The following is a 22,346-nucleotide window of genomic DNA, read 5'->3' on the forward strand; positions in this document are numbered from 1 at the left end:
TACAATCCTCCTCTTTATCAGATAAAACAGTTGTTACAAAATATGTGGAGTCTGTATGAAATATGTATTATAATAGAAAAAGCAACGTGCCAGATGGCAGGAAAGGAGTTCCTATGAAACTGGTTATTCCGGAGTATAAAACATTAGAACTTGATACGATATTTTTAGATATGAACGGGACGATCGCTGTGGACGGCGTGATCCCGCCGAGTGTGAAGGAACGTCTTATCGCACTTTCAGAGCAGTTCCGAATTTATGTACTGACTGCAGATACGCATGGAAATGCGAAAGCGCAGTGCGAAGGGCTTCCGGTGATCCTGGAGACATTTCCGACAGGCAATGCAAAGGAGTATAAAAGGGAATTGGTAAAAGCAACCGGTGCAAAGCGCTGTGTGGCAATCGGCAATGGCAGGAACGATGAGTGGATGCTGAAAGAGGCGGCACTTTCCATCGCTGTTATGGACCGGGAAGGGGTCTATGGAAAATTATTGAAAAATGCGGATCTCTGTGTCAGATCTATGCAGGATGGACTGGATCTTCTGCTCTATCCAGGCCGGATCATTGCAGGACTCCGTGGATAATATTTGCAGAAGAATACGTAAGAGTATGTGGAAGGAGAAAAGATGCGTCAGGCTATAGTGACATTGAAAAAGGGTGAGGGACGTCTGCTGAAATCAGGCGGCGCCTGGATATTCGATAATGAAATTGATTCGATCATGGGAGAATTTGAGAATGGTGACATTGTGATCGTCCATGATTTTGACGGATACGGAATGGGAAGAGGATTTATCAACATGAATTCTAAGATCCGGATCCGTATGATGACAAGAAAGCAGGATCAGGAGATCGATCATGCATTTCTGGAAATGCGGGTGAGAGATGCGTGGGAATACCGGAAAAAGACAGTAGATACATCAAGCTGTCGTGTGATTTTCGGGGAAGCGGATTTTCTTCCCGGACTGGTGATCGATAAATTCTCGGATGTGCTGGTTGTAGAGTCTCTTGCACTCGGAATCGACCGGATGAAAGAAGAGATCGTGGACATTTTGAAAGCGGTTCTTTCAGAAGATGGAATTACGATCCGTGGCGTGTATGAACGGAGCGATGCAAAGGTTCGTCAGAATGAAGGCATGGAGAGAGTCAAAGGCTTTATCGGTGAAGAATTTGATACCAAAGTTGAGATTGTCGAAAATGGTGTCAGATACATGGTTGATGTCAAAGACGGACAGAAGACAGGATTTTTCCTGGATCAGAAATACAATCGTCTGGCAATCCAGAGACTTTGTAAGGATGCAGAGGTGCTGGACTGCTTCACGCACACAGGCTCTTTTGCGCTGAATGCAGGGATTGCAGGGGCAAAGCATGTAACAGGTGTAGATGCTTCAGAACTTGGCGTAGAACAGGCAAGAGAGAACGCAAGGCTCAATGGATTAGAAGACAGAGTTGAATTTGTCTGTGCAGATGTATTTGATCTGCTTCCAAAGCTGGAAGAAGAAGGAAAACAGTATGATGTGGTAATCCTGGATCCACCTGCATTTACCAAATCCCGTAAGACGATTAAGAATGCGACAAAGGGATATCGTGAGATCAATATGCGCGGAATGAAGCTGGTAAAACCAGGCGGATATCTGGCAACCTGTTCCTGCTCGCATTTTATGGATTATGAGCTTTTTACGAAGACGATCCACCAGGCAGCGCAGAATGTGCATAAGAGGGTCAGACAGGTAGAATACCGGACACAGGCACCGGATCATCCGATTTTGTGGTCTGCAGAAGAATCGTATTATTTAAAATTCTATGTGTTCCAGATCGTCGATGAAAAGTAGACTTTAAACGCATTTTAAATACTGCAATTTATATAATAAAAAGGGGATTGAAAATCCAATGTAAAAGATTTTCAATCCCCTTTTTTGTATGCGCGGAGACATATTTTGTACAAAATTCTATTCAAACTGCGCAGCCGATAATGCAACATAATCCGCAGCATTTTTATAAATCGACTGGATTTCCGCCTCGGTGAGAGGTCTTTTTACTTTCGCCGGGCTTCCGATAACCAGCATTCCATCCGGAATAACTGTGTTCTGAGTAACCAGACTTCCGGCACCGATCAGGCAATGCTTTCCAATCTTTACACCGTTTAAAATCGTACTTCCCATCCCGATCAGAGACGCGTCGCCAATTGTACAGCCGTGGATCACACAGTTGTGACCGACAGTGACATCATCACCGATAACGGTCGGAAAACCGTAATCTACATGGACGGTACTGTTATCCTGGATATTACTTCGCTCGCCAATAGTGATGGACGATTCATCACCGCGGACAACGGCATAATAGAACACACTTGAGTCTGCACCAATTGTAACATCGCCTAGGATAACGGACTGACTGGCAATGTGCGCCTGTGGTGAAATATTTAAAGAAGACATTTTCTCTGGCATCCTTTCTGGTAGTGCGATCGCTATTTTACTTCTTGGGCAGTATCAGCGGCGGTTGCTTTTGCGGCTACTTTTGTATCCTGTTCTGCTTCCGGCTGATAACCATTGATATTATACTTCTGTTCATAATAATCAAAGGTGGATACATAAGTGTTGTCTTTCAGTTTCCGCACACTCTTGGTATATTCGTGCATATCGAAATTGGAAGAATCCAGTTCCAGGATTGCAACGGCAATGTTAGAACAGTGGGCTGCAATACGATCATAGTTGGTGAGCAGGTCGTTAAATGCAAATCCGGTGTTCAGATCACACTGCCCGTTACGGAGCCTTTTAATATGACGCATTTTCAAATCGTTGCATAAAATACCGATCAGTTCGCGAAGCGGTTCCACTTTGGCAGCATTTACAAGGTCTTCATCTACAAATGAATTGATCGTGAGATCAAGGAGCTCTTTTAATGCGGATTCAAGAACATGAAGCTCGTATTTGGCTGCATCTGAAAAAATACGTGATTTTTCATGAAGTTCCTGTGCAACACGGGAAATATTGACTGCATGGTCACCCAGACGTTCAAAATCACTGATCGTATGAAGGAACTTGGCGGTCTGTTTGGACTGCTCCGGTGTCAGGTCATGCATATTGAGCTGCATCAGATAGGTTCCCAGTTTATCTTCGTATTTATCGATCAGATTTTCCTTTTCCTGAACTTTGTTGAACTTATTATCTGAAAAATCTTTCAGCAGTGCAAGGGCGCGACGGATATTTTTGTATGCTTTCTTTGCCATTCCGTTGACTGCAAGCTGGCTCTGTGTGATTGCCAGTGGCGGATAATTGAGGAAACGTTCCTCAAGAAGATCAAAATCTGCCTGCTCTTCGTTGTCTTCATCGGTATCTTTAATAAGGAAGAAGACAAGTTTTTCAATCTTGCCGATAAATGGAGCAAGAACAAGGATCGTCAGAAGCCGGAATACCGTATTCAAAAGTGCCACACGGAAAGGTGACATGATTTCACCCATAAATGGGAAATGCACGATGGCATTTGCAGAATAGAATACGATGGACCAGAAAATCATTCCAAATAAATCGTTCAGCAGATAGATCAGAGCAGTACGCTTTCCGTTCTTGTTCGTTCCGATTGAGGAAAGAAGAACCGGACATGCGGCGCCAACGCCGATACCCATTGTGATCGGAAGTGCAGCTGCAAAGGTGATCGATCCGGTAATGGACAGTGCCTGGAGGATACCTACAGAAGCAGAAGCGCTCTGCAAAACTGCTGTAAATACGATTCCGACAAGGATTCCCATAAATGGATTCGTGAACATGGTCAGAAGTCTGACAAAATGCGGATTCTCTTTCAGAGGAGAGACGGCACCGCTCATGGTCTGCATTCCGATCATCAGGATCGCAAAGCCAAGCATGATGTCACCGATATCAGAATACGGTTTTTTCTTGATAAATGTACGGAAAATAATTCCGATGATTGCTACGATTGCAGAGATTGTAGCGGTTGATAAAAGCTGCGCGATTCCGCTGGAACCATCAATGTAGGAGAGACATAAGATCCATCCGGTGATACTGGTTCCGATGTTGGCACCCATGATGATACCAATTGCCTGTGCGACCTTCATCATACCAGAGTTTACAAATCCGACTACCATAACTGTCGTTGCAGAGGATGACTGAATGATAGCGGTTACGACAGTACCCAGCAGAAGTCCTTTCAGAGGAGTATTGGTCAGCCTGTATAAAATAAGTTCAAGCTTATTGCCGGCAACTTTCTTCAGACTGTCGCCCATCAGTGACATACCGTATAAAAACAGTGCTACCCCACTGAGCAATGACAAAACCATTGTAATTCCCATAATTTTGTTTTCCTTTTCTTTAAGCATTAGTTTACATTTTGTCGCAAAAAAAATATCGTACAGCTACTTTAAATATGAAAAGTCTGCATGCAGATCACACAAAGTGACGCTATACGACACCTTTATTATATAACAAGAAAGTTTCCATAGGTAGACTGAAACGATATTTTTTTACACTTTTTTTACACGGACTTAACTTTTTCTATACATTCGGTAGCAAAAAGAGCTGCATTTTCAAGGTCTGTGCGTGTCGGATGAATCATTGCTTCGTCAAAATTCTGTAATTGCCGGCGGATTTGCTGGCAATCGCAATCTTCTGTTGTGTTCAACAAGGATTCATATTTTTGACGGACAGCAAGTGGCATTTTCCCCTGGCAGATAAAAGAACCAAGATAGTGATTGTCATCTTCAAGCCAGATCCGGACACTGGACGCGATCTCTTTGTAGTATTCCGGGCTGTTCCCTGCACCGCAGGTTCCAAAGAGAGCGACGGATTTGTCCGACAGACCGGAAAGGAAGTTGCCGATCTCGAGGCGGCAGGTTCCGCGGTGAACACAGAAACCAACAAAATAAATTTTGGCTTCTGGGAAATCGGTACGTTCATGAAGATTTATCAGATCTTTGGACATCCCCGGAAGGGATGCGAAAATTTCTGTTGCTATTTTTTTTGTATTTCCTGTCTCACTGTCATAGACAACAAGATAATCTAACATATAGTATTTCCTCCTGTCATTTAGTGGTATGTATAAGGAGAACCGCAGAAGAATCCACCGCCGCCACAGCAGAGATTGCACATGATGTTGGCAATGCAGAGCTTCACGCAGAAATCATTGTTGATCGTTGGTGTGCCGCCATACATTGTCTGCTGTGTACGATACCAGCTCCCGCCATTTTCAAGACGGCTGACAAGGGACTGATATTGATAGTTGGACGGTTCCAGACGAAGTGCTTCTTTGGCGTGCTCCAGGGCGAGGACATTATTGCCCATGCCGGAATTGGCGATAGAGCTGTAATAGTACCATCTGGCAGAACGGTCTTTGATTCCTGAAAGGACATTTAAAGCTTCTTTATAATGGCCACTGTTCAGATAATTGGCGGCGGCACGCAGATGAATATCTTCTTCTGTCTCGGTTGTCTGCTGATTCTGATTGGTATACTGACCGTAGAAACCGCCGAATGGACCAAAACCGCCAAAACCTCCATATCCGCTTCCGGCACCACCATAATCTCCGGAGCCTGTTCCGGTATATCCGGAAGCACCCATTTCTTTTTCCTTCATGATCTGCTGGTAAGCCTGCTGGATTTCTTTGAATTTGGCTTCTGCCTGATCTTTATTTGGATTGTTGATATTGGCATCCGGATGATAAATGCGGCTTAATTTGCGGTAGGCTTTCTTGATCTCCTCGTCGGAAGCATCCCGTGAAACGCCGAGTATTGAGTAAGGATCCTGCATAATTGATTATTCTCCTGATCGTTAGCTTTTTTTGATAAAAGTAGTCTGGCATTTTGGACAGCGGATCTCAATTTTACCTTTTCCCTTTGGAACACGGATCTTCTGTTTGCAGTTTGGACACTTGTAAATGTGGTGTGTCTTGCGCTGCGTTGCCATATACTTCTGTTTTGCAAAAAATCCACGGATCTTTGAAGTGTGCTGGAGAAACTTCTGGTTTTCCAGTGCACGCTTGTAGGTCTGGCGTGAAAATATGCGATAGTAAGAGTATATCACGAATGCCCATCCAATTACATAAAAAATACGAAAATGGAAGATGCTTGTGATCAGCATCAGAATTACGCCGCTCCATAAGAGAAATTTGCCGAAGGTATCTACTCCGTACCTTCCATACATAAAACGCATCAGTTTTTCTTTCATAATGTTCACCCAATCTTTTTTATTTTTATAGAATATGATACTATACGATGGTTTACATTGTACGCCTGCACACACAAAAATCAATAAACTCTCTATTAAAAAACTCTAAAAAGTATGTTATACTGCTGATATCGTGAAAATATAAAAGAAAATAGGACTTCCGGGATTGCTGGAATTGCATGGCAATGGAGCAATCCGGGAACATCATATATAAAAAGCAGAGGAGGAAATTATGGGACGGAAAGAACATGACCGGGATGAAAAGCATTCCAGGCGTGACCGGCGCAAGAAAAAAGGTGGAATCATCAGTACGGTCATTTTGATCGTTGCAATCTGTGTGTTTGCATTTTCTGCCTTTCAGCTGTATAAAATCTTTAACGGATATCACAAAGGGGAAAGTGAGTATGATGATCTGGTAAAGCTTGCGGTTACGGAAGATAAGGGAGAGCAGGAGAACGGGACGGACGATCAGGATGGAAGCAGATTTTCCGTGGATTTCGATGCGCTCAGACAGATCAATCCGGATGTGGTTGCATGGATCCGTTTTGATGAACCGGCGGTGATCAATTATCCGGTTGTGCAGGGAAGTGATAATTCAGAATATCTGAGTAAGACATTCAAGGGATATGACAATACCGTAGGAACGATTTTTGTAAATGCTTATAATCATGCGGATTTTAATGACAGAAACACGATCATTTACGGACATTATATGTATAATGGAACGATGTTTAATGAGCTGGAGCAGTATCACGAAAAAAGTTTCCGGGAAAAATACCCTTACTTCTATATTTATACACCGGATGGCAATGTGGCTACTTATCAGATTTATTCTGTTGGAGTGGTAAAAGATACTTCCGAAGGCTATACATATCAGTTCGCAGATGATGCGGCGTTTGCATCCTTCCTTGAAGCAACGAAGGCGTCTTCTTTATATGATACAGGTGTGGAAGTGGGAAATGATTCGCAGATCGTGACGCTGTCCACCTGTACACGGGAGGGAAATGATGACAGAACGATCGTGCACGGTGTCAGGGTAAATGTACAGCCGGCAGGAAAATAAAAGAGGAGTAAAGAGATGGAAGCAGAAGCAAAATTTGAAGTCGGAGATGTGATCCGGATGAAAAAACCGCATCCGTGCGGAAGCTCAGAGTGGGAGATCCTGAGAGTAGGAGCGGATTTTCGTCTGAAATGTCAGGGGTGCGGACACCAGGTAATGGTACCGCGCAGACTGGTTGAAAAAAATACAAAAGAAATAAGAAAAAAGGCTTGAAACAAAGCCTGAATTATGATATCATACCAACTTGTGATATATTATTTATCCTTGTTCCCGGCGAATCCGGGAGCCAAAAGACCATAAGGAGGTGCAGGACATGAGCAAATATGAATTAGCAGTTGTTGTCAGCGCAAAACTCGAAGACGACGCCAGAGCAGAAGTAATCGAAAAGGTGAAAGCACTTGTTACACGTTTCGGTGGTAACATTACTGACGTTGACGAATGGGGAAAGAAGAGATTAGCTTACGAAATCCAGAAGATGAAAGAAGCTTACTACTACTTCATTCACTTTGAATCTGAAACAACAACACCAGGCGAAATCGAAGAAAGAATTCGTATCATGGATGGTGTAATCAGATATTTATGCGTGAAACAGGAAGCTTAGAAAGAGGCAACGTATGAATAAAGTAGTTTTAATGGGACGTCTGACAAGAGATCCTGAAGTGAGATATTCACAAGGTGAGAACGCTCTCGCTATTGCAAGATATACATTAGCTGTAGACCGCAGATTCAAGCGCGATGGAGAACAGACCGCAGATTTTATTAACTGTGTTGTGTTCGGAAAGAGTGCTGAATTTACAGAACGTTATTTCCGTCAGGGAATGCGCGTAGTGGTTTGCGGAAGAATCCAGACCGGAAGCTATACCAACAGGGATGGTGTAAAGGTCTATACAACAGAAGTTGTTGTTGAGGAACAGGAATTCGCAGAAAGTAAGAATGCTAGCAGTGCTAATACACAGTCTTATCAGGCAGCCCCGGCACCGGCGCCAAGCGCTGATGCAGGTGACGGTTTCATGAACATTCCGGATGGAATTGATGAGGAGTTACCGTTTAATTAAGGTTGAAAGGAGATGTGTACAATGGCATTCGAAAAAGGAAACAGACCGGATTCTCCAATGAAGAGAAGAGGCGGACGCAGAAGAAAAAAAGTTTGTGTATTCTGTGGTAAAGAAAACAACGAAATCGATTACAAAGATACAGCAAAATTAAAGAAATATGTTTCTGAGAGAGGAAAAATCCTTCCGAGAAGAATCACAGGAAACTGTGCAAAACATCAGAGAGCTCTTACAGTAGCAATCAAGAGAGCAAGACATATCGCTTTAATGCCATACGTTCAGGATTAATCGAATATGATCAGAACAGGATTTCCATTTTGGAAGTCCTGTTTTTTTATTTCCTAGGAAATAAAAGGCACTGCGTGCCGGAGATGCGCACTCGCACATTCTTTTTTACTATCTTTCTGTCCGGCAGACGATTGAAAAAGCAGTCGTTTGGGGTTAGAATAAGAAAGACAAAGTTTTGAAATCTAAAAAAGAATTGGAGAATCAAATTATGAAAAAACCAGTTTTAGTAATTATGGCAGCGGGAATGGGAAGCCGTTATGGCGGACTTAAACAGATCGATCCGGTTGATAAAGAGGGACACATCATCATGGATTTTTCCCTGTTTGATGCAAAAAGAGCCGGATTCGAGAAGGTTATTTTTATTATAAAGAAAGAAAATGAAGACAGTTTCAGAGAAGCAGTAGGAAACCGTATGGCAAAATATATGGAGGTTTCTTATGTATTTCAGGATATCAACAACATTCCGGAAGGTTTTGAAGTTCCGGAAGGCAGAGTGAAACCGTGGGGAACCGGCCATGCAGTCCTCAGCTGCATTGATGAGATCGACGGACCGTTTGCTGTTATCAATGCAGATGATTATTATGGAAGACATGCGTTTGAAGCAATTTATAATTATCTGTCCGAACATGAGGATGATGACAGGTATCGTTATGCGATGGTCGGATATCTTCTGAAGAATACAGTAACAGACAATGGCCATGTGGCAAGAGGAATCTGTACGACCAATGAAGAGGGTGAACTGGTAAATATTACAGAAAGAACCCGCATTGAGAAGCGTGACGGTAAGATTGCGTTTACTGAAAATGATGGCGAAACCTGGGAAAATTTACCAGAGGATACACTGGTTTCTATGAATATGTGGGGATTTACGAGAAGCATCCTGGATGAGCTGAAAGCAGAATTTCCACAGTTCCTGAAGAAAGGACTTACTGAAAATCCGATGAAATGTGAATATTTCCTGCCGGCAGTCGTAAGTAATCTTCTGGAGGCAGACCGCGCAACAGCAGCGGTTCTTCCGTCTACAGACAAATGGTACGGCGTAACTTATAAAGAAGACAAACCGGTTGTTGTAGAAGCGATCCGCAATCTGAAAAAAGAAGGTCTTTATCCGGAAAATCTCTGGGAAGAGTAGAGATATGTCAAAATTTAGTAAATAGTTCGCTTGATTTACTAAAAAATATAAAAAATTTAGTAAAAACACTTCCATATAGGCAGGATGTGTGCTATAGTGTGTAAAGAAAAGTAAATGATTCTAATTTCAGGAGGAAAAAATCATGGCAATTTTAGTAACAGGCGGAGCCGGATTTATCGGCAGTCACACATGTGTAGAGATGCTGAATGCAGGATATGAAGTTATTGTAGTAGATAATCTTTGCAATGCTTCTGAAGAAGCAATCAGACGTGTAGAGAAGATCACCGGCAAGAACGTTACATTTTATAAAGCAGATATCAGAGATAAAGAAACACTGGATCAGATTTTTGACAAAGAAAGTGTAGAATGTGTCATTCATTTCGCAGGACTTAAAGCAGTCGGAGAATCTGTTGCAAAGCCACTTGAATATTATCAGAACAATATTGCAGGTACACTTACACTCTGTGATGTTATGCGTAACCATAATGTGAAGAACATCATCTTCAGTTCTTCAGCAACGGTATATGGTGATCCGGCGTTTATCCCGATTACAGAAGAATGCCCGAAGGGAACCTGCACGAATCCTTATGGATGGACAAAATGGATGCTTGAGCAGATCCTGACAGACCTGCATAAGGCAGATCCGGAGTGGAATGTTGTTCTTCTTCGTTACTTCAACCCGATCGGCGCACATGAGAGCGGACTGATGGGAGAAGATCCGAAGGGTATCCCGAACAACCTGCTTCCATATATTGCACAGGTTGCAATCGGTAAACTGGAATGCCTGGGTGTATTTGGCGATGATTATGACACACCGGACGGAACAGGTGTGAGAGACTACATTCATGTAGTTGACCTTGCAATTGGACATGTAAAGGCGCTGAAGAAGATCCAGGAAAAATCAGGCGTAAGCATTTACAATCTTGGAACCGGAGTGGGATATTCAGTACTGGATGTATTGCATGCATTTGAAAAAGCATGTGGAAAAGAGATCCCTTACCAGATCAAGCCAAGAAGAGCCGGAGATATCGCAACATGCTACTGTAATGCAGAAAAAGCAAAGAATGAGCTCGGATGGGTTGCAGAACGCGGAATCGACAAGATGTGTGAGGATTCATGGAGATGGCAGACAATGAATCCGAATGGATACGAAGCTTAATAAAAGAAAGAAAAATGTGTCAGGGTGTACGTTGCCCCGGCACATTTTTTAGTTCCCTAATATCCGGAAAGGTGATATAATACAAATATCTATAGGTTTTAAGAGGGCTGAAAGATGAAAAAGGATATAAAGTTAAAGGGACAACTGAAATTATATATGCAATGGCCGGGAATTATGATTCTTTTCCTGATCCTGATGAATATCTGGATCTTCAGGATGGACCGAAAGGCCGGGCTGCTTATGGGCGCGTTTGTGCTGGTTTATGCAGTCGTCATTGGTATTATGTATTTTTACAACAAGTCTCTGATTCTGGCAGACATGGTAGAGTTTGCAGCGCAGTACGGGATTGTCCAGAATACACTTCTGAAGGAGCTTTCGATTCCGTATGCAATTTTACTGGATGATGGAAAAATCATCTGGACGAACACACAGTTCCGGGAAGTCCTTGGGACGACTATCCGGAAGGATACCTATCTGAGTAAATATATTCCGGAGTTGAACCGGGGTGTATTTCCAAAGGAAGACAATGAATCGGTAAGTCTGGAATTCAGTTATCTTGACAGAGATTATCAGGCTGAGATCCAGTGCGTATCGGTCGAAGGCTTCAGTGAGACAGAGCAGCTTCTGGAGATACCGGAGGAAAAGGAATATTTTATTGCGATACATCTTCAGGATGTGACAGAGCTGAACCGGTATATCCGTGCGAATGAAGAGCAGCGGCTGGTGGCCGGACTGGTTTATATTGATAACTATGAAGAGGTCATGGAAAGCGTCGAGGAAGTAAGGCAGTCTCTTCTGGTGGCACTGATCGACCGTAAGATCAACCAGTATATTGCGGATTTTTCCGGTATTGTGAAGAAGCTTGAGAAAGACAAATATTTTGTTGTGATCAAAAAAGAGAGCTTCAATCAAATGGAAAAAGACCGTTTTTCTTTACTTGATGAGGTAAAAGGAGTCAGTATCGGTAATCAGATTCCGGTTACACTAAGTATTGGGCTTGGACTCAGTACAGATACCTATGCTGCAGGATATAATTATGCCCGTATAGCGATCGATCTTGCACTTGCAAGAGGCGGAGATCAGGTAGTTGTGAAGAATAACAAGGGAATCAGCTATTATGGCGGAAAGCGTGAGCAGACTTCTAAGAATACCCGGGTAAAAGCAAGAGTAAAAGCAGAAGCACTCCGGGAGTTTATCACCGGAAAAGAGCGTGTGATCGTGATGGGACATAAGATGGCAGATGTGGATTCATTTGGTGCGGCAATCGGTATTTACCGGGCAGCAAGTGCGATGGAAAAGAAGGTCAATATTGTTCTGAACGATATTTCTGTGACACTCAGACCGCTTTATGAAGCATTTACTGATGATCCGAAGTATCCGGATGATCTGTTTGTGACTTCCCATGAGGCGGAGGAACTGGCAGATGACAATACGATGGTAGTTGTTGTTGATACCAATAAGCCAAAGATGACAGAATGTGAACGCCTGCTTCGTCTGACGAAGACGATTGCAGTTCTGGATCACCACAGACAGAGTGATGAAGTGATTGAGAATGCTGTCCTGTCGTATATCGAGCCATATGCTTCCTCGGCGTGTGAGATGGTAGCAGAGGTTCTCCAGTATATCGGCGATGATCTGCGTCTGAATTCCATGGAAGCGAACAGTATGTATGCAGGTATTCTGGTTGATACCAACAATTTCATGTCCAGAACAGGAGTCCGGACCTTTGAGGCAGCTGCGTACCTGAGAAGATGTGGCGCAGATGTTACTTATGTAAGAAAACTCCTCCGTGATGATATGGCATCTTACCGTGCAAAAGCTGCAGTAATCAGCAGTGCTGAGGTGTATCGGGATGTATTTGCGATCGCGCGAGGCGAACATCTGGGAATTGAAAGTCCCACCATCATTGGAGCACAGGCATCAAATGAGCTTCTCAACATTGAAGAGATCAAGGCTTCTTTTGTACTGACTGAATATAATGGTAAGATTTACATCAGTGCACGTTCTATTGATGAGATCAATGTACAGATCATTATGGAGCGGCTCGGCGGAGGCGGTCATATCAACACTGCCGGTGCCCAGTTCCCGTATTCCGATATGGAAAGAGCGATTGAAACTCTGAAAAAGACAATCGATATTATGATAGAAGAAGGAGATATTTAAGATGAAAGTTATTTTATTGGAAGATGTAAAATCCCTTGGGAAAAAAGGCGAGGTTGTAAATGTAAGTGACGGATATGCAAGAAACTTCATTTTCAAAAAAAACCTCGGACTGGAAGCAAATGGAAAGAATTTAAATGACTTAAAGCTTCAGAAACAGAATGAAGAAAAGGTTGCACAGGAGCATCTGGAAGCAGCGCAGGAGCTTGCAAAGAAATTAGAAGCAGCAAAAGTAGAACTCAAGATCAAGACCGGGGAAGGTGGAAGAACATTCGGTTCTGTGTCTTCAAAGGAAATTGCAATTGCAGTAAAAGAACAGCTTGGATATGATCTTGATAAGAAGAAGATCCAGATCAAAGAAGCGATCCGTACACCGGGAATGTATCTTGTACCGGTCAAGCTTCACCAGAAAGTGACTGCTGAATTAAAAGTGCACGTCGGGGAAGCTTAGGAGGATCTGAGACATGGATGAAGCACTCATTAAGAGAGTACCGCCACACAGCATAGAGGCAGAGCAGTCTGTTGTCGGAGCGATGCTGATGGACCGGGATGCGATTACAGTAGCTGCCGAGATCATTTGTGGAGACGACTTTTATCAAAAGGCATATGGTGTAATTTTTGATTCAGTGGTAGAACTTTTTAATGAGGGAAAACCTGTTGACCTGATTACACTGCAGAACCGTCTGCGTGAAAAAGCTGTTCCGGAAGAGATCAGTAGTCTTGAATTTGTCCGGGATCTGGTAACAGCAGTTCCAACCTCGGCAAATGTAAAGTATTATGCTGAGATCGTCTCTGAAAAAGCAACGTTGAGGCGTCTGATCAAGATGAATGAAGCGATTGCGGATGAATGTTATCAGGGGCAGGAGCCGCTGGAGGCGATCCTTGAAAGGACAGAGAAGCAGGTTTTTGAGCTGGTGCAGAACCGCGGAGGAAACGGTGAATACGTGCCGATCAAGCAGGTAGTATTAAATGCCCTTGAGAAAATTGAGAAAGCATCTAAGAGTAAGGGAACTGTTACAGGAATCCCGACTGGATTTATTGACCTGGATTACAAGACATCCGGTCTGCAGCCATCCGATCTGATCCTGGTCGCAGCCCGTCCTTCTATGGGTAAGACGGCGTTTGTACTGAACATTGCACAGCATGTGGCGTTTAAGCAGAACCGTACAGTTGCCATATTCAGTCTGGAAATGTCAAAGGAACAGCTGGTAAACCGTCTGTTCTCGCTGGAATCCTATGTAGATGCACAGCTTTTAAGAACCGGTAATCTGAAGGATTCCGACTGGGAAAAGCTGATCGAAGGTGCCGGAACAATTGGAAGATCGAACCTGATCATTGATGATACACCGGGTATTTCGATTTCGGAAATGCGTTCCAAATGCAGAAAATATAAAATGGAACATAATCTTGAGCTGATCATCATCGACTACCTGCAGTTGATGAGCGGAAGTGTTGGTGGACGTAATGAGTCCCGTCAGCAGGAAATTTCTGATATTTCCCGTTCCTTAAAAGCGCTTGCCCGGGAATTGAGTGTGCCGGTCATTGCGCTGTCACAGCTGAGCCGTGCGGTTGAGCAGAGACCAGATCACAGACCGATGCTTTCTGATCTGCGTGAGTCCGGGGCGATCGAGCAGGATGCCGACGTGGTTATGTTCATTTATCGAGATGATTATTATAATAAGGATACGGAGCATGTCAATGAGGCAGAGATCATTATTGCCAAACAGAGAAACGGTCCGATTGGAACCGTAACGCTTACATGGCTTCCGCAGTACACGAAATTTGCCAATTCAGAACGAAAAGTTGTGGATGGGGAATGAGAAATTATAAAATGAAAAAGACAGGGAACAGAATTAAAACTGTTCGCTGTCTTTTGATTTTTATGTGGTTTCGCCAAATAATTTCCGTAGGTAATGTCCGGCGGCAGGTTTTGAAGCTTCTTTCCGGAGCGCCTGCTGCTGACGAAGTAAATGATCAAGCTTCCGGTAACGGTCTTCTTCCAGACGTTCTTTTGCCTGTAAAAGAAAATCCATTTCCTTTGTTACTTTTTCAGATACGGATTTGCCGAGAGAACCCTCCAGGATCTGGTTGTTTTCCAAAAGAATTTTTCGGAGAGACTCTTCGAGCAGAGGCTGATAAACAGAAAGAGAAAGGTTGTCCGCTGTATTAACAGAAAGAGCCGGATCCTGGGGTTCAGCAACTTCGTTTATCGAAGCGGCAGCCTTTGGTGCATCCGATTTTCTGGCTTTCAGAAGTGCTTTTGTGCGAAGCATGTCCGGAAGGAGCTGTTTGATCTCCTTCAGGAGCAGTCCCTGTTCTTTGAGTTCTTTGATACAGCTAAAAAGCTGTATATCTTCTTCCGTATAGTGCCGATGTCCCATCTCAGTGCGTCCGATCGGAAGATCAAGCTCTTCCTCCCAGTAGCGAAGAACATGTGATTCTACGCCGACGTGTTTGGCGGCTTCTGAGATCATGTAATGAACGTCGCCCATACGATAACCCCCTTATTAAAATAAGTATGTGATATAGATTGAGTACAAGTCTATTGTAGCATAAGAAGAAGAGATGGAAAGAAAAATCGTTCGACAAATGTTGCAGAGGGAGAATGTCAGATAGGATGATGCTTACCGGATCTGTACCTGGTTCAGGCGTGTATATAAAAAGAGACGATCTTCAGATGAAAACCGTCTCTTTCTTAATGTCTTATTCAATCTACGTGTTCTGATTACTCAGCGCTGATTGCTCCTGTAGGACATGCTGATTCGCAAGCACCACAGTCAACACATGCAGAAGCATCGATCTGCATATGATCTGCACCCATAGAGATTGCTCCTACTGGACATTCGCTTTCGCAAGCTCCGCAGCTTACACATTCGTCTGAAATTACGTGTGCCATGATATGTATCCTCCTTGTTATTATGAAAAAATTAAAATCGATATGCCTTTCGCATACCCTTATTCTAATACAGAACATGAAAATATACAAGAGGAATTTATGCTTAAAAATAGATACAATTGAGTTAGAAATGTCAAACTAATAGCGTAAAATGGGCATTTCTTTGGTTAGAAATATAAAACCAAAAGGTTAGTAATATAAAACTTGCAAATGAAAACAAAAAGAATTTATGAAATCTTAAGAAATTTTTCTACCTTTCCCGGGCGATTTGGTGTATAGTGGGTACTGTATCATTTTATAACCAATAATGAAACTGATTTTAAGATAGAGAAAGTGGAGTGGATTTATGAAAAAACGGTGGAGTATACTTTCGACTGTACTTTGTGTGGCACTTTTGACTGGTGGATGTGGAACTGGAAGCAAGAATGATGCAGGTACAGGAAAAAAGCAGACATTCAGTCATGAGACAAGGGAAGAGAATGAGCATCAGAGCAACCTGGATGTTTTACAGCCATCTGCATATGGCAATGTGCAGGGACTGGATCTGGAGAAAGGAAGTTCGATTTCTATTATAGGAAGAGGAAGTTCTTCCGCATACTGGAAAGCTGTTCAGGAAGGTGCAAAGCAGGCAGTAGCGGATATTAATACAAACCTGGGATATAAAGGGAATGATAAAGTAAAGCTTGTTTATTCTGCGCCGGAGACAGAGAATGATGTAGATGATCAGGTAAACATTCTGGATGAGGAGCTTGCACGGTATCCGGTTGCAGTCGGGATTGCAGCAGTTGATTCAGGGGCATGTGAGGTTCAGTTTGATCTTGCTGCAGAGAATGGGATCCCGATCGTAGCATTTGATTCCGGAACCGATTATCAGAATATTGTCTCCATGATCGATACAGATAATACAACCGCAGCCGCAACAGCAGCAAGTAAGCTGTGTAACAGTATCGGTGAGAGTGGACAGATCCTTGTAATTGCACATGACTCCAAGTCTACTTCTTCTGAAAAAAGAGAGCAGGGATTTATACAGGAAGTGGAAAAGAATGATCCGGATGTAACGGTTGCAGAGATCTGGCATCTGGATGATCTGGATGCGATCACGAAAGAGATCAATGCAGATTCATCTGAAAAGAATTCCCAGGAGACTGCAGATAATGTGCAAAAAGCAGAGGAAGAGAACGCAGACAGCCGGGATACCCAGACGGCACAGCAGGATGCAATCAAGTATCTTCTTGAAAAGTATCCGGATGTAAAAGGAATTTTTGCAACCAATGAAACGGCAGCAGACCTTGTGGTGAATGTTCTGGACTCTATGGATAAAACAACAGGAGAAGACCGAATCAAGGTAGTGAGCTTTGACGGCGGGGAAGATCAGATGAAGCTTCTGGAAGACGGGAAGATTGATGGTCTGATCGTTCAGAATCCATACGGAATCGGCTATGCAACGGTTGTTGCCTGCGCAAGAGCAGTGCTTGGTCAGGGAAATGAAGCAACAGTAAGTACCGGATATACCTGGGTTACAAAAGATAATATGAATAAAGATTCGATTAAGAAGATGCTTTATTAGTAAGAAGAAATGTCTGGAATCCGTGGAAAATGGGTTTCAGACAATTTTATATAAAAACGGTTGTGACTGACATATTATTTATGCCGGCTACAACCGTTTCTTTTTATTTCATAGGAAATTCCAAAGGAACTTCCTATGAAATAAAAGGCACTGCGTGCCGGAGATGCGCACTCGCACGAAGATGAAGAATGTCGCAAGCGACCGCGCTCGGCGCGAGAATGTGCTGAGGCACATTCTTTCTTACTATTTTTTCATCAGTGGAAGGGAGAAGATAAATTCTGTTCCGACTCCCTCGGTACTGATCACATTGATATTTTCATTGTGTGCCTGAATAATTTCTTTTACGATCGAAAGCCCGAGTCCGGTTCCTTTTTTGTCTTTTCCGCGGGAGAGATCGCTTTTGTAAAAACGTTCCCATATTTTGTTGATACTTGATTTCGGAATGCCAATTCCATAATCTTTGACGGAAGTATATACTTTGTCACCGCGCGGTGTGGTTTCAATCGTGATCGTAGATTCCGGATTGCTGAATTTGATCGCGTTGTCCAGCAGATTGTACAGAACCTGCTGGATCTTGTGCCGGTCAGCATGTACATACAGGGTACGGGTTGCCAGAAGAAGTTCGATAGAAATTTTTTTGGCAGTGCAGGTACCTTCGAAAGAAGCTGCTGTGTTACGGATCACTTCGTGAATATCAAAATCTGTTTTATCAAGAAGAAGATCCTTCGTATCAAATTCATTTAATGTCAGCAGATCGCGTGTAAGGTCAGTAAGACGTTCTGTTTCAAATAAGATGATATTTAAGTATTTGCCCTGCATTTCAGGTGGGATCGTGCCATCCGCCATGGCTTCAACATAGCCTTTGATGGAAGTCAGGGGAGAACGGAAATCATGGGATACATTTGCCACAAATTTCTTCTGGTAATCCTCCATATCTTTCAGTTGGGAAGACATGTAGTTGAGAGATGCGGAAAGATATCCCATCTCATCCTGCGTATTAACCGGAATGACAACATCCAGATTGCCGGAAGCATACTGCTTTGCCGCATTCGTAATCTTGACGAGCGGGCGGTAGATCAGAAAATGTACACCCAGCAAAATAATGAATGAGAGCACATAAATGATCAGAATCACGATATACGTGTTACGCATCAGAACAGAATGTGCGTCTGTGATCTGCGAGTAAGGCTTATGTACAAGCAGATATCCGCGGGTTGAAAATTTCTCTGTGACCGGAGCGATCACGGTGATCATTTCTGAGTTGAAGTACCCATGATAATCACCGGTCAGATAAGTGGAGCCGCCGGATTCGGCAGGATCAAAATTTTCAATCCGGGAAGGGGCATAGGATACATCGCCGGATTTGGCAGATGCAAGCAAAGATCCCTCGTTATCAACAAACCAGATATCTGAATTCAGATAATCGCTCATACCATTGAGCTGTGTATAAACATCTGCCAGGGTAATGGTTTCGGAAAAATAGTCCGGCAGATAATTGGATGCAAGCAGATTTGCCGACTGATACATATTGCCGGAAATGCTGCTTTCCAGATAGTGGGTTGTCAGTGTGGATGACAGGGATGCCACCGTAAAAATACTTAAAAATCCGAGAATAATATATAAGAGGATAAATTTAAGGTAAAGGGTACTTTTCATTACTTCACCTCAAATTTGTAACCGATTCCCCAGACGGTACTAAGTCCCCAGGAAGGATGATCCTTGATCTTCTCGCGCAGACGCTTAATATGAACATCAACGGTACGGGTGTCGCCGACATACTCATAGCCCCAGATCTGGTCAAGGAGCTGCTCGCGTGTGAATACCTGGTTTGGTGAGGAGGCGAGAAAATACAAAAGCTCCAGTTCTTTTGGCGGCATATCTACATTCTTACCATCAACGGTTACTGCGTAATTGGTAAGATTGATCTCGATTCCCGGATAGTCAACAACCTTTCCGCGGCTGGCGGCAGGAACTTCTGGTTTGGCAGGCTGATAGCGTCTGAGTACCGCTTTTACTCTTGCGACAAGCTCCTTGGAATCGAATGGTTTTAAGACGTAATCATCAGCACCAAGCTCCAGACCGAGCACCTTGTCAAATACCTCTCCTTTTGCGGAAAGCATAATGATTGGGGTGTTGTGCTTACTGCGGATCTCGCGACAGACCTGATAGCCGTCGATGCCCGGAAGCATCAGATCGAGCAGCATCAGGTTTGGCTGATAGGATTCAAATGCGGTAAGTGCTTCTTCCCCGTCGTGTACGATCATCGTATCGAAGCATTCCTTTGTAAGGTAGAGAGAAATCAGTTCTGCAATATTCTCGTCGTCATCTACAATTAAGATTTTCTGTTTAGTCACCATGATAGTTCCCCCAATGATTATTTGAATTCTACGATAGTTACACCGGCATCGCCCTCCCCGAAAGCTCCCAGCCGGAAGGATTTGATATGTTTCTGGCGGCGCAGATACTGATGGATCCCGTTTCTGAGTGCGCCGGTTCCTTTCCCGTGTACAATTCGTACCGGACTTAAGTGTGCGATATAGGCATCATCCAGATATTTGTCAAGTTCGGCAACTGCTTCATCGACTGTCTTGCCGAGAAGATTGATCTCCGGGCTGACGTGCATGGATTTGCCCATCTTCATCTTGCCACTGCTGGTTCTGCGCATCTGCTTTGCAGTAACCGTAAGCGGTTCTTCGATCAGTTCAAGATCGGAAATATTGACCTGTGATCGGAGGATACCCATCTGGACAAACAGGTTGCCTTTGGCATCCGGCAGTGAATTTACCGTTCCGGTCAGATTCATACTCAGTACTTTTACAGAATCGCCCAGATGGAAATCGCTTGCCTTGTAAGCTTTGGAAGGCTTTTTCTTTTCCAGACGGTTTTTATTTTCAGTTTTGGAAAGCTGCTTGCGGATCCGTTCTCTTTCTTTTTCCATCTCGGAAGCAGAAATACTGGCTTTGCCGAATTTGCGGAAGTTCTTCATCGTCTCATCTGCAAAATCCTTGGCTTCCTGAACAATGTCGGTTGCTCTGGCATTTGCCTCACGAATGATCCGGTCGCGCTGTGTATCCAGCTTTTCCTGTTGGTTCTTGAGCTCGGACTTGAGACGCTCCATCTCGCGACGGTAAGAAGCAATCTCTTCCCGTTCTTTCTCGATGGTCTTGCGGCTCTGTTCCAGATCAGTAAGGAGATCTTCAAAAGATTCATCCTCCTCGGTCAGATGCGTTTTGGCATCCTGGATGATATAATCCGGAAGGCCGAGTTTTTCGGAAATCGCGAAAGCATTACTTTTTCCCGGAATACCGATCAGAAGATGGTAAGTCGGGCTCAATGTCTCCACGTCAAATTCACAGCAGGCATTTTCTACTCCCGGAGTAGAAAGAGCAAATACCTTCAGTTCGCTGTAGTGTGTCGTTGCCATAGTACGGATCCCTCGGTTATGCAGATGTGACAGGATGGCGATAGCAAGCGCAGCACCCTCAGTCGGATCGGTTCCCGCACCAAGTTCATCGAAAAGGACTAATGAATTCTCATCCACATGATTTAGGAAAGAGACCACATTTGTCATGTGAGAAGAGAAGGTACTTAAAGACTGTTCAATACTCTGTTCGTCACCAATATCAGCATAAACCTGGTTAAATACAGCAAGCTCTGATCGGTCAAGTGCAGGAATGTGCAGACCTGCCTGTCCCATCAGGGTAAAAAGCCCCACAGTCTTGAGGGAAACGGTCTTACCACCTGTGTTCGGACCGGTTATGACGAGAAGATCAAAGGTATCTCCAAGTGTCAGACTGATCGGAACAACTTTTTTACGGTCCAGAAGAGGATGCCTTCCCTCACGGATCCGGATCCGGCCTTCGTTGTTGAAGACTGGGCGGCTGGCGTTCATATCCAGTGCCAGTGCACCTTTTGCAAAAATAAAATCCAGTTCCACAAGTGCTTTGTAGTTCAGACGGATTTCTTCAATATATTCAGCTGCATCCACACTGAGGCGGGCAAGGATCACCTGGATCTCTTCCTGCTCCCGGGCATATAATTCTTTCAGATCATTGTTCAGTTTGACAACGGCCATCGGCTCAATGAAAAGTGTGGAGCCGGTTGCTGACTGGTCATGGATCAGACCATTTACCTGGCTGCGGTACTCGGCTTTTACCGGGAGACAGTAACGGTCGCCACGCATGGTAATAATGGCATCCTGGAGATAGGTGCGCATGGAACCGTTCAAAAGTCCGGTCATGGTAGAATGGATCTTGTCATTCATGCCGTTAATACTGCGGCGGATCTGCTTTAATTTGCTGCTGGCATCGTCGCTGATCTCATCTTCACCAAGAATGCAGCGGTCAATTTCAGCAGAAAGTGGTGTAAGCGGCGCAAGCTGTTCAAAATATACATCCAGACAATCTGCCTGATCGTCTGCATTTTCATGACGGCCGTAGGATTTGATCCGGGCGGTTGTCTGAAGAAGCTTGCCGATCCGGAGGAGTTCCGGTGCGCTTAAGGCACTTCCGATCTCCAGGCGCTTGAGAGAGTCAGAGACAGCATAGCAGCCGCTGAAAGAAGGAATTCCCTTCTTTACAATGCGGGTAAATGCTGCGGAAGTCTGTTCCTGTGCAGTGTTGATTTTGTTAAGGTCGGTCATCGGCTTGATCCGTCGGCAGAATGAAGCTCCGCCAGGGGAAGAAGCGTGATCGGTCAGCATCTCTATAATTTTTGGAAATTCCAATTTTGTTAAAGATTTTTGATTCATAATACATTTATACCTCATATTTTGTCTGGTTCTATTCTAACGTATTTACCGTCTAAATGAAAGTGGAAAGGTGAAATTTCGTTGAACATTTGCGGGGAATCATGTATACTAA

23 protein-coding genes and 1 pseudogene are annotated in these 22,346 nt (G+C 43.8%); 14 read left to right on the top strand and 10 right to left on the bottom strand.

Features of this window, described 5'->3' with window-relative positions:
• Nucleotides 1-113 precede the first annotated feature (113 nt).
• The 3 genes and pseudogenes from ACYQ5K_RS05210 to ACYQ5K_RS05220 all read left to right on the top strand — a co-directional run.
• A complete protein-coding gene (locus ACYQ5K_RS05210; protein ID WP_022221108.1) occupies nt 114-581 on the top strand; it encodes an HAD family hydrolase in 468 nt (155 codons plus the stop codon).
• A gap of 42 nt (nt 582-623) precedes the next feature.
• Nucleotides 624-1,826, top strand: coding sequence for a class I SAM-dependent rRNA methyltransferase (locus tag ACYQ5K_RS05215; RefSeq protein WP_459777318.1), 1,203 nt, complete (start codon nt 624-626; stop codon nt 1,824-1,826).
• Between the two features lie 47 nt (nt 1,827-1,873).
• A pseudogene (locus ACYQ5K_RS05220) lies at nt 1,874-1,945 on the top strand (hypothetical protein); the annotation flags it as partial.
• Here ACYQ5K_RS05220 and ACYQ5K_RS05225 read toward each other — a convergent pair.
• From ACYQ5K_RS05225 to ACYQ5K_RS05245, 5 genes are all read right to left on the bottom strand, one after another.
• Nucleotides 1,944-2,429 (bottom strand): gamma carbonic anhydrase family protein, encoded by a 486-nt coding sequence (locus tag ACYQ5K_RS05225; RefSeq protein WP_459777319.1) that lies wholly within the window; start codon nt 2,427-2,429, stop codon nt 1,944-1,946. The pseudogene ACYQ5K_RS05220 and the gene ACYQ5K_RS05225 overlap by 2 nt on opposite strands.
• Before the next feature lie 32 nt (nt 2,430-2,461).
• Nucleotides 2,462-4,300 (bottom strand): Na/Pi cotransporter family protein, encoded by a 1,839-nt coding sequence (locus ACYQ5K_RS05230; protein WP_459777320.1) that lies wholly within the window; start codon nt 4,298-4,300, stop codon nt 2,462-2,464.
• A gap of 182 nt (nt 4,301-4,482) precedes the next feature.
• Nucleotides 4,483-5,013, bottom strand: a complete 531-nt coding sequence (gene bilS / locus ACYQ5K_RS05235; protein ID WP_459777321.1) for a flavodoxin family protein BilS — start codon at nt 5,011-5,013, stop codon at nt 4,483-4,485.
• Nucleotides 5,014-5,033: 20 nt separating this feature from the next.
• Nucleotides 5,034-5,753: a J domain-containing protein gene (locus ACYQ5K_RS05240; RefSeq protein WP_459777322.1), complete on the bottom strand. Its 720-nt coding sequence runs from the start codon at nt 5,751-5,753 to the stop codon at nt 5,034-5,036.
• A 21-nt stretch (nt 5,754-5,774) separates the two neighbouring features.
• Nucleotides 5,775-6,170, bottom strand: a complete 396-nt coding sequence (locus ACYQ5K_RS05245) for a zinc ribbon domain-containing protein (protein ID WP_173688868.1) — start codon at nt 6,168-6,170, stop codon at nt 5,775-5,777.
• Between the two features lie 232 nt (nt 6,171-6,402).
• Here ACYQ5K_RS05245 and srtB point away from each other — a divergent pair, with 232 nt between their 5' ends.
• The 10 genes from srtB to dnaB all read left to right on the top strand — a co-directional run bounded on the left by srtB (nt 6,403) and on the right by dnaB (nt 14,841).
• Nucleotides 6,403-7,233, top strand: coding sequence for a class B sortase (gene srtB, locus ACYQ5K_RS05250; protein ID WP_173688867.1), 831 nt, complete (start codon nt 6,403-6,405; stop codon nt 7,231-7,233).
• Nucleotides 7,234-7,248: 15 nt separating this feature from the next.
• The gene (locus ACYQ5K_RS05255) at nt 7,249-7,443 is read left to right on the top strand and encodes a DUF951 domain-containing protein (protein WP_173688866.1); all 195 of its coding nucleotides are present in this window, start codon (nt 7,249-7,251) and stop codon (nt 7,441-7,443) included.
• Nucleotides 7,444-7,543: 100 nt separating this feature from the next.
• Nucleotides 7,544-7,831 carry a 30S ribosomal protein S6 gene (gene rpsF, locus ACYQ5K_RS05260; RefSeq protein WP_008368913.1) on the top strand — a complete coding sequence of 96 codons (288 nt, stop codon included), beginning with the start codon at nt 7,544-7,546 and terminating at the stop codon, nt 7,829-7,831.
• Between the two features lie 13 nt (nt 7,832-7,844).
• Nucleotides 7,845-8,285 (top strand): single-stranded DNA-binding protein, encoded by a 441-nt coding sequence (locus ACYQ5K_RS05265; protein WP_055155542.1) that lies wholly within the window; start codon nt 7,845-7,847, stop codon nt 8,283-8,285.
• A gap of 21 nt (nt 8,286-8,306) precedes the next feature.
• Nucleotides 8,307-8,570 (top strand): 30S ribosomal protein S18, encoded by a 264-nt coding sequence (gene rpsR, locus ACYQ5K_RS05270; RefSeq protein ID WP_008368909.1) that lies wholly within the window; start codon nt 8,307-8,309, stop codon nt 8,568-8,570.
• Between the two features lie 208 nt (nt 8,571-8,778).
• Complete coding sequence (locus ACYQ5K_RS05275; RefSeq protein WP_195230957.1) at nt 8,779-9,702, top strand: nucleotidyltransferase family protein; 924 nt, start codon at nt 8,779-8,781, stop codon at nt 9,700-9,702.
• Between the two features lie 142 nt (nt 9,703-9,844).
• Entirely contained in the window at nt 9,845-10,861 is a 1,017-nt protein-coding gene (gene galE / locus ACYQ5K_RS05280) for a UDP-glucose 4-epimerase GalE (RefSeq protein ID WP_459777323.1), read from the top strand.
• A 114-nt stretch (nt 10,862-10,975) separates the two neighbouring features.
• Nucleotides 10,976-13,024 carry a DHH family phosphoesterase gene (locus tag ACYQ5K_RS05285; protein ID WP_173688864.1) on the top strand — a complete coding sequence of 683 codons (2,049 nt, stop codon included), beginning with the start codon at nt 10,976-10,978 and terminating at the stop codon, nt 13,022-13,024.
• A 1-nt stretch (nt 13,025) separates the two neighbouring features.
• Nucleotides 13,026-13,472: a 50S ribosomal protein L9 gene (gene rplI, locus ACYQ5K_RS05290; RefSeq protein WP_173688863.1), complete on the top strand. Its 447-nt coding sequence runs from the start codon at nt 13,026-13,028 to the stop codon at nt 13,470-13,472.
• A 13-nt stretch (nt 13,473-13,485) separates the two neighbouring features.
• Nucleotides 13,486-14,841, top strand: a complete 1,356-nt coding sequence (dnaB, locus tag ACYQ5K_RS05295; protein WP_055155539.1) for a replicative DNA helicase — start codon at nt 13,486-13,488, stop codon at nt 14,839-14,841.
• A 60-nt stretch (nt 14,842-14,901) separates the two neighbouring features.
• On the opposite strand, the gene ACYQ5K_RS05300 is transcribed toward dnaB, so the two are convergent.
• Both ACYQ5K_RS05300 and ACYQ5K_RS05305 read right to left on the bottom strand, forming a co-directional pair.
• Nucleotides 14,902-15,513 carry a helix-turn-helix domain-containing protein gene (locus tag ACYQ5K_RS05300; RefSeq protein WP_173688862.1) on the bottom strand — a complete coding sequence of 204 codons (612 nt, stop codon included), beginning with the start codon at nt 15,511-15,513 and terminating at the stop codon, nt 14,902-14,904.
• A gap of 233 nt (nt 15,514-15,746) precedes the next feature.
• The gene (locus ACYQ5K_RS05305; RefSeq protein ID WP_008368888.1) at nt 15,747-15,917 is read right to left on the bottom strand and encodes a DUF362 domain-containing protein; all 171 of its coding nucleotides are present in this window, start codon (nt 15,915-15,917) and stop codon (nt 15,747-15,749) included.
• Between the two features lie 346 nt (nt 15,918-16,263).
• Between ACYQ5K_RS05305 and ACYQ5K_RS05310 the strand changes: the two genes are divergently transcribed.
• The gene (locus tag ACYQ5K_RS05310; protein ID WP_173688861.1) at nt 16,264-17,484 is read left to right on the top strand and encodes a substrate-binding domain-containing protein; all 1,221 of its coding nucleotides are present in this window, start codon (nt 16,264-16,266) and stop codon (nt 17,482-17,484) included.
• Nucleotides 17,485-17,727: 243 nt separating this feature from the next.
• Here ACYQ5K_RS05310 and ACYQ5K_RS05315 read toward each other — a convergent pair whose 3' ends face one another.
• The 3 genes from ACYQ5K_RS05315 to ACYQ5K_RS05325 are packed head-to-tail and all read right to left on the bottom strand — an operon-like array spanning nt 17,728 to nt 22,234.
• Nucleotides 17,728-19,140 (bottom strand): sensor histidine kinase, encoded by a 1,413-nt coding sequence (locus tag ACYQ5K_RS05315; protein WP_173688860.1) that lies wholly within the window; start codon nt 19,138-19,140, stop codon nt 17,728-17,730.
• The gene (locus ACYQ5K_RS05320; RefSeq protein WP_173688859.1) at nt 19,140-19,841 is read right to left on the bottom strand and encodes a response regulator transcription factor; all 702 of its coding nucleotides are present in this window, start codon (nt 19,839-19,841) and stop codon (nt 19,140-19,142) included. The genes ACYQ5K_RS05315 and ACYQ5K_RS05320 overlap by 1 nt, the downstream gene beginning before the upstream one ends.
• Before the next feature lie 17 nt (nt 19,842-19,858).
• Nucleotides 19,859-22,234 carry an endonuclease MutS2 gene (locus tag ACYQ5K_RS05325; protein ID WP_173688858.1) on the bottom strand — a complete coding sequence of 792 codons (2,376 nt, stop codon included), beginning with the start codon at nt 22,232-22,234 and terminating at the stop codon, nt 19,859-19,861.
• Nucleotides 22,235-22,346 lie beyond the last annotated feature (112 nt).

This window comes from Allocoprococcus similis (assembly GCF_054660775.1).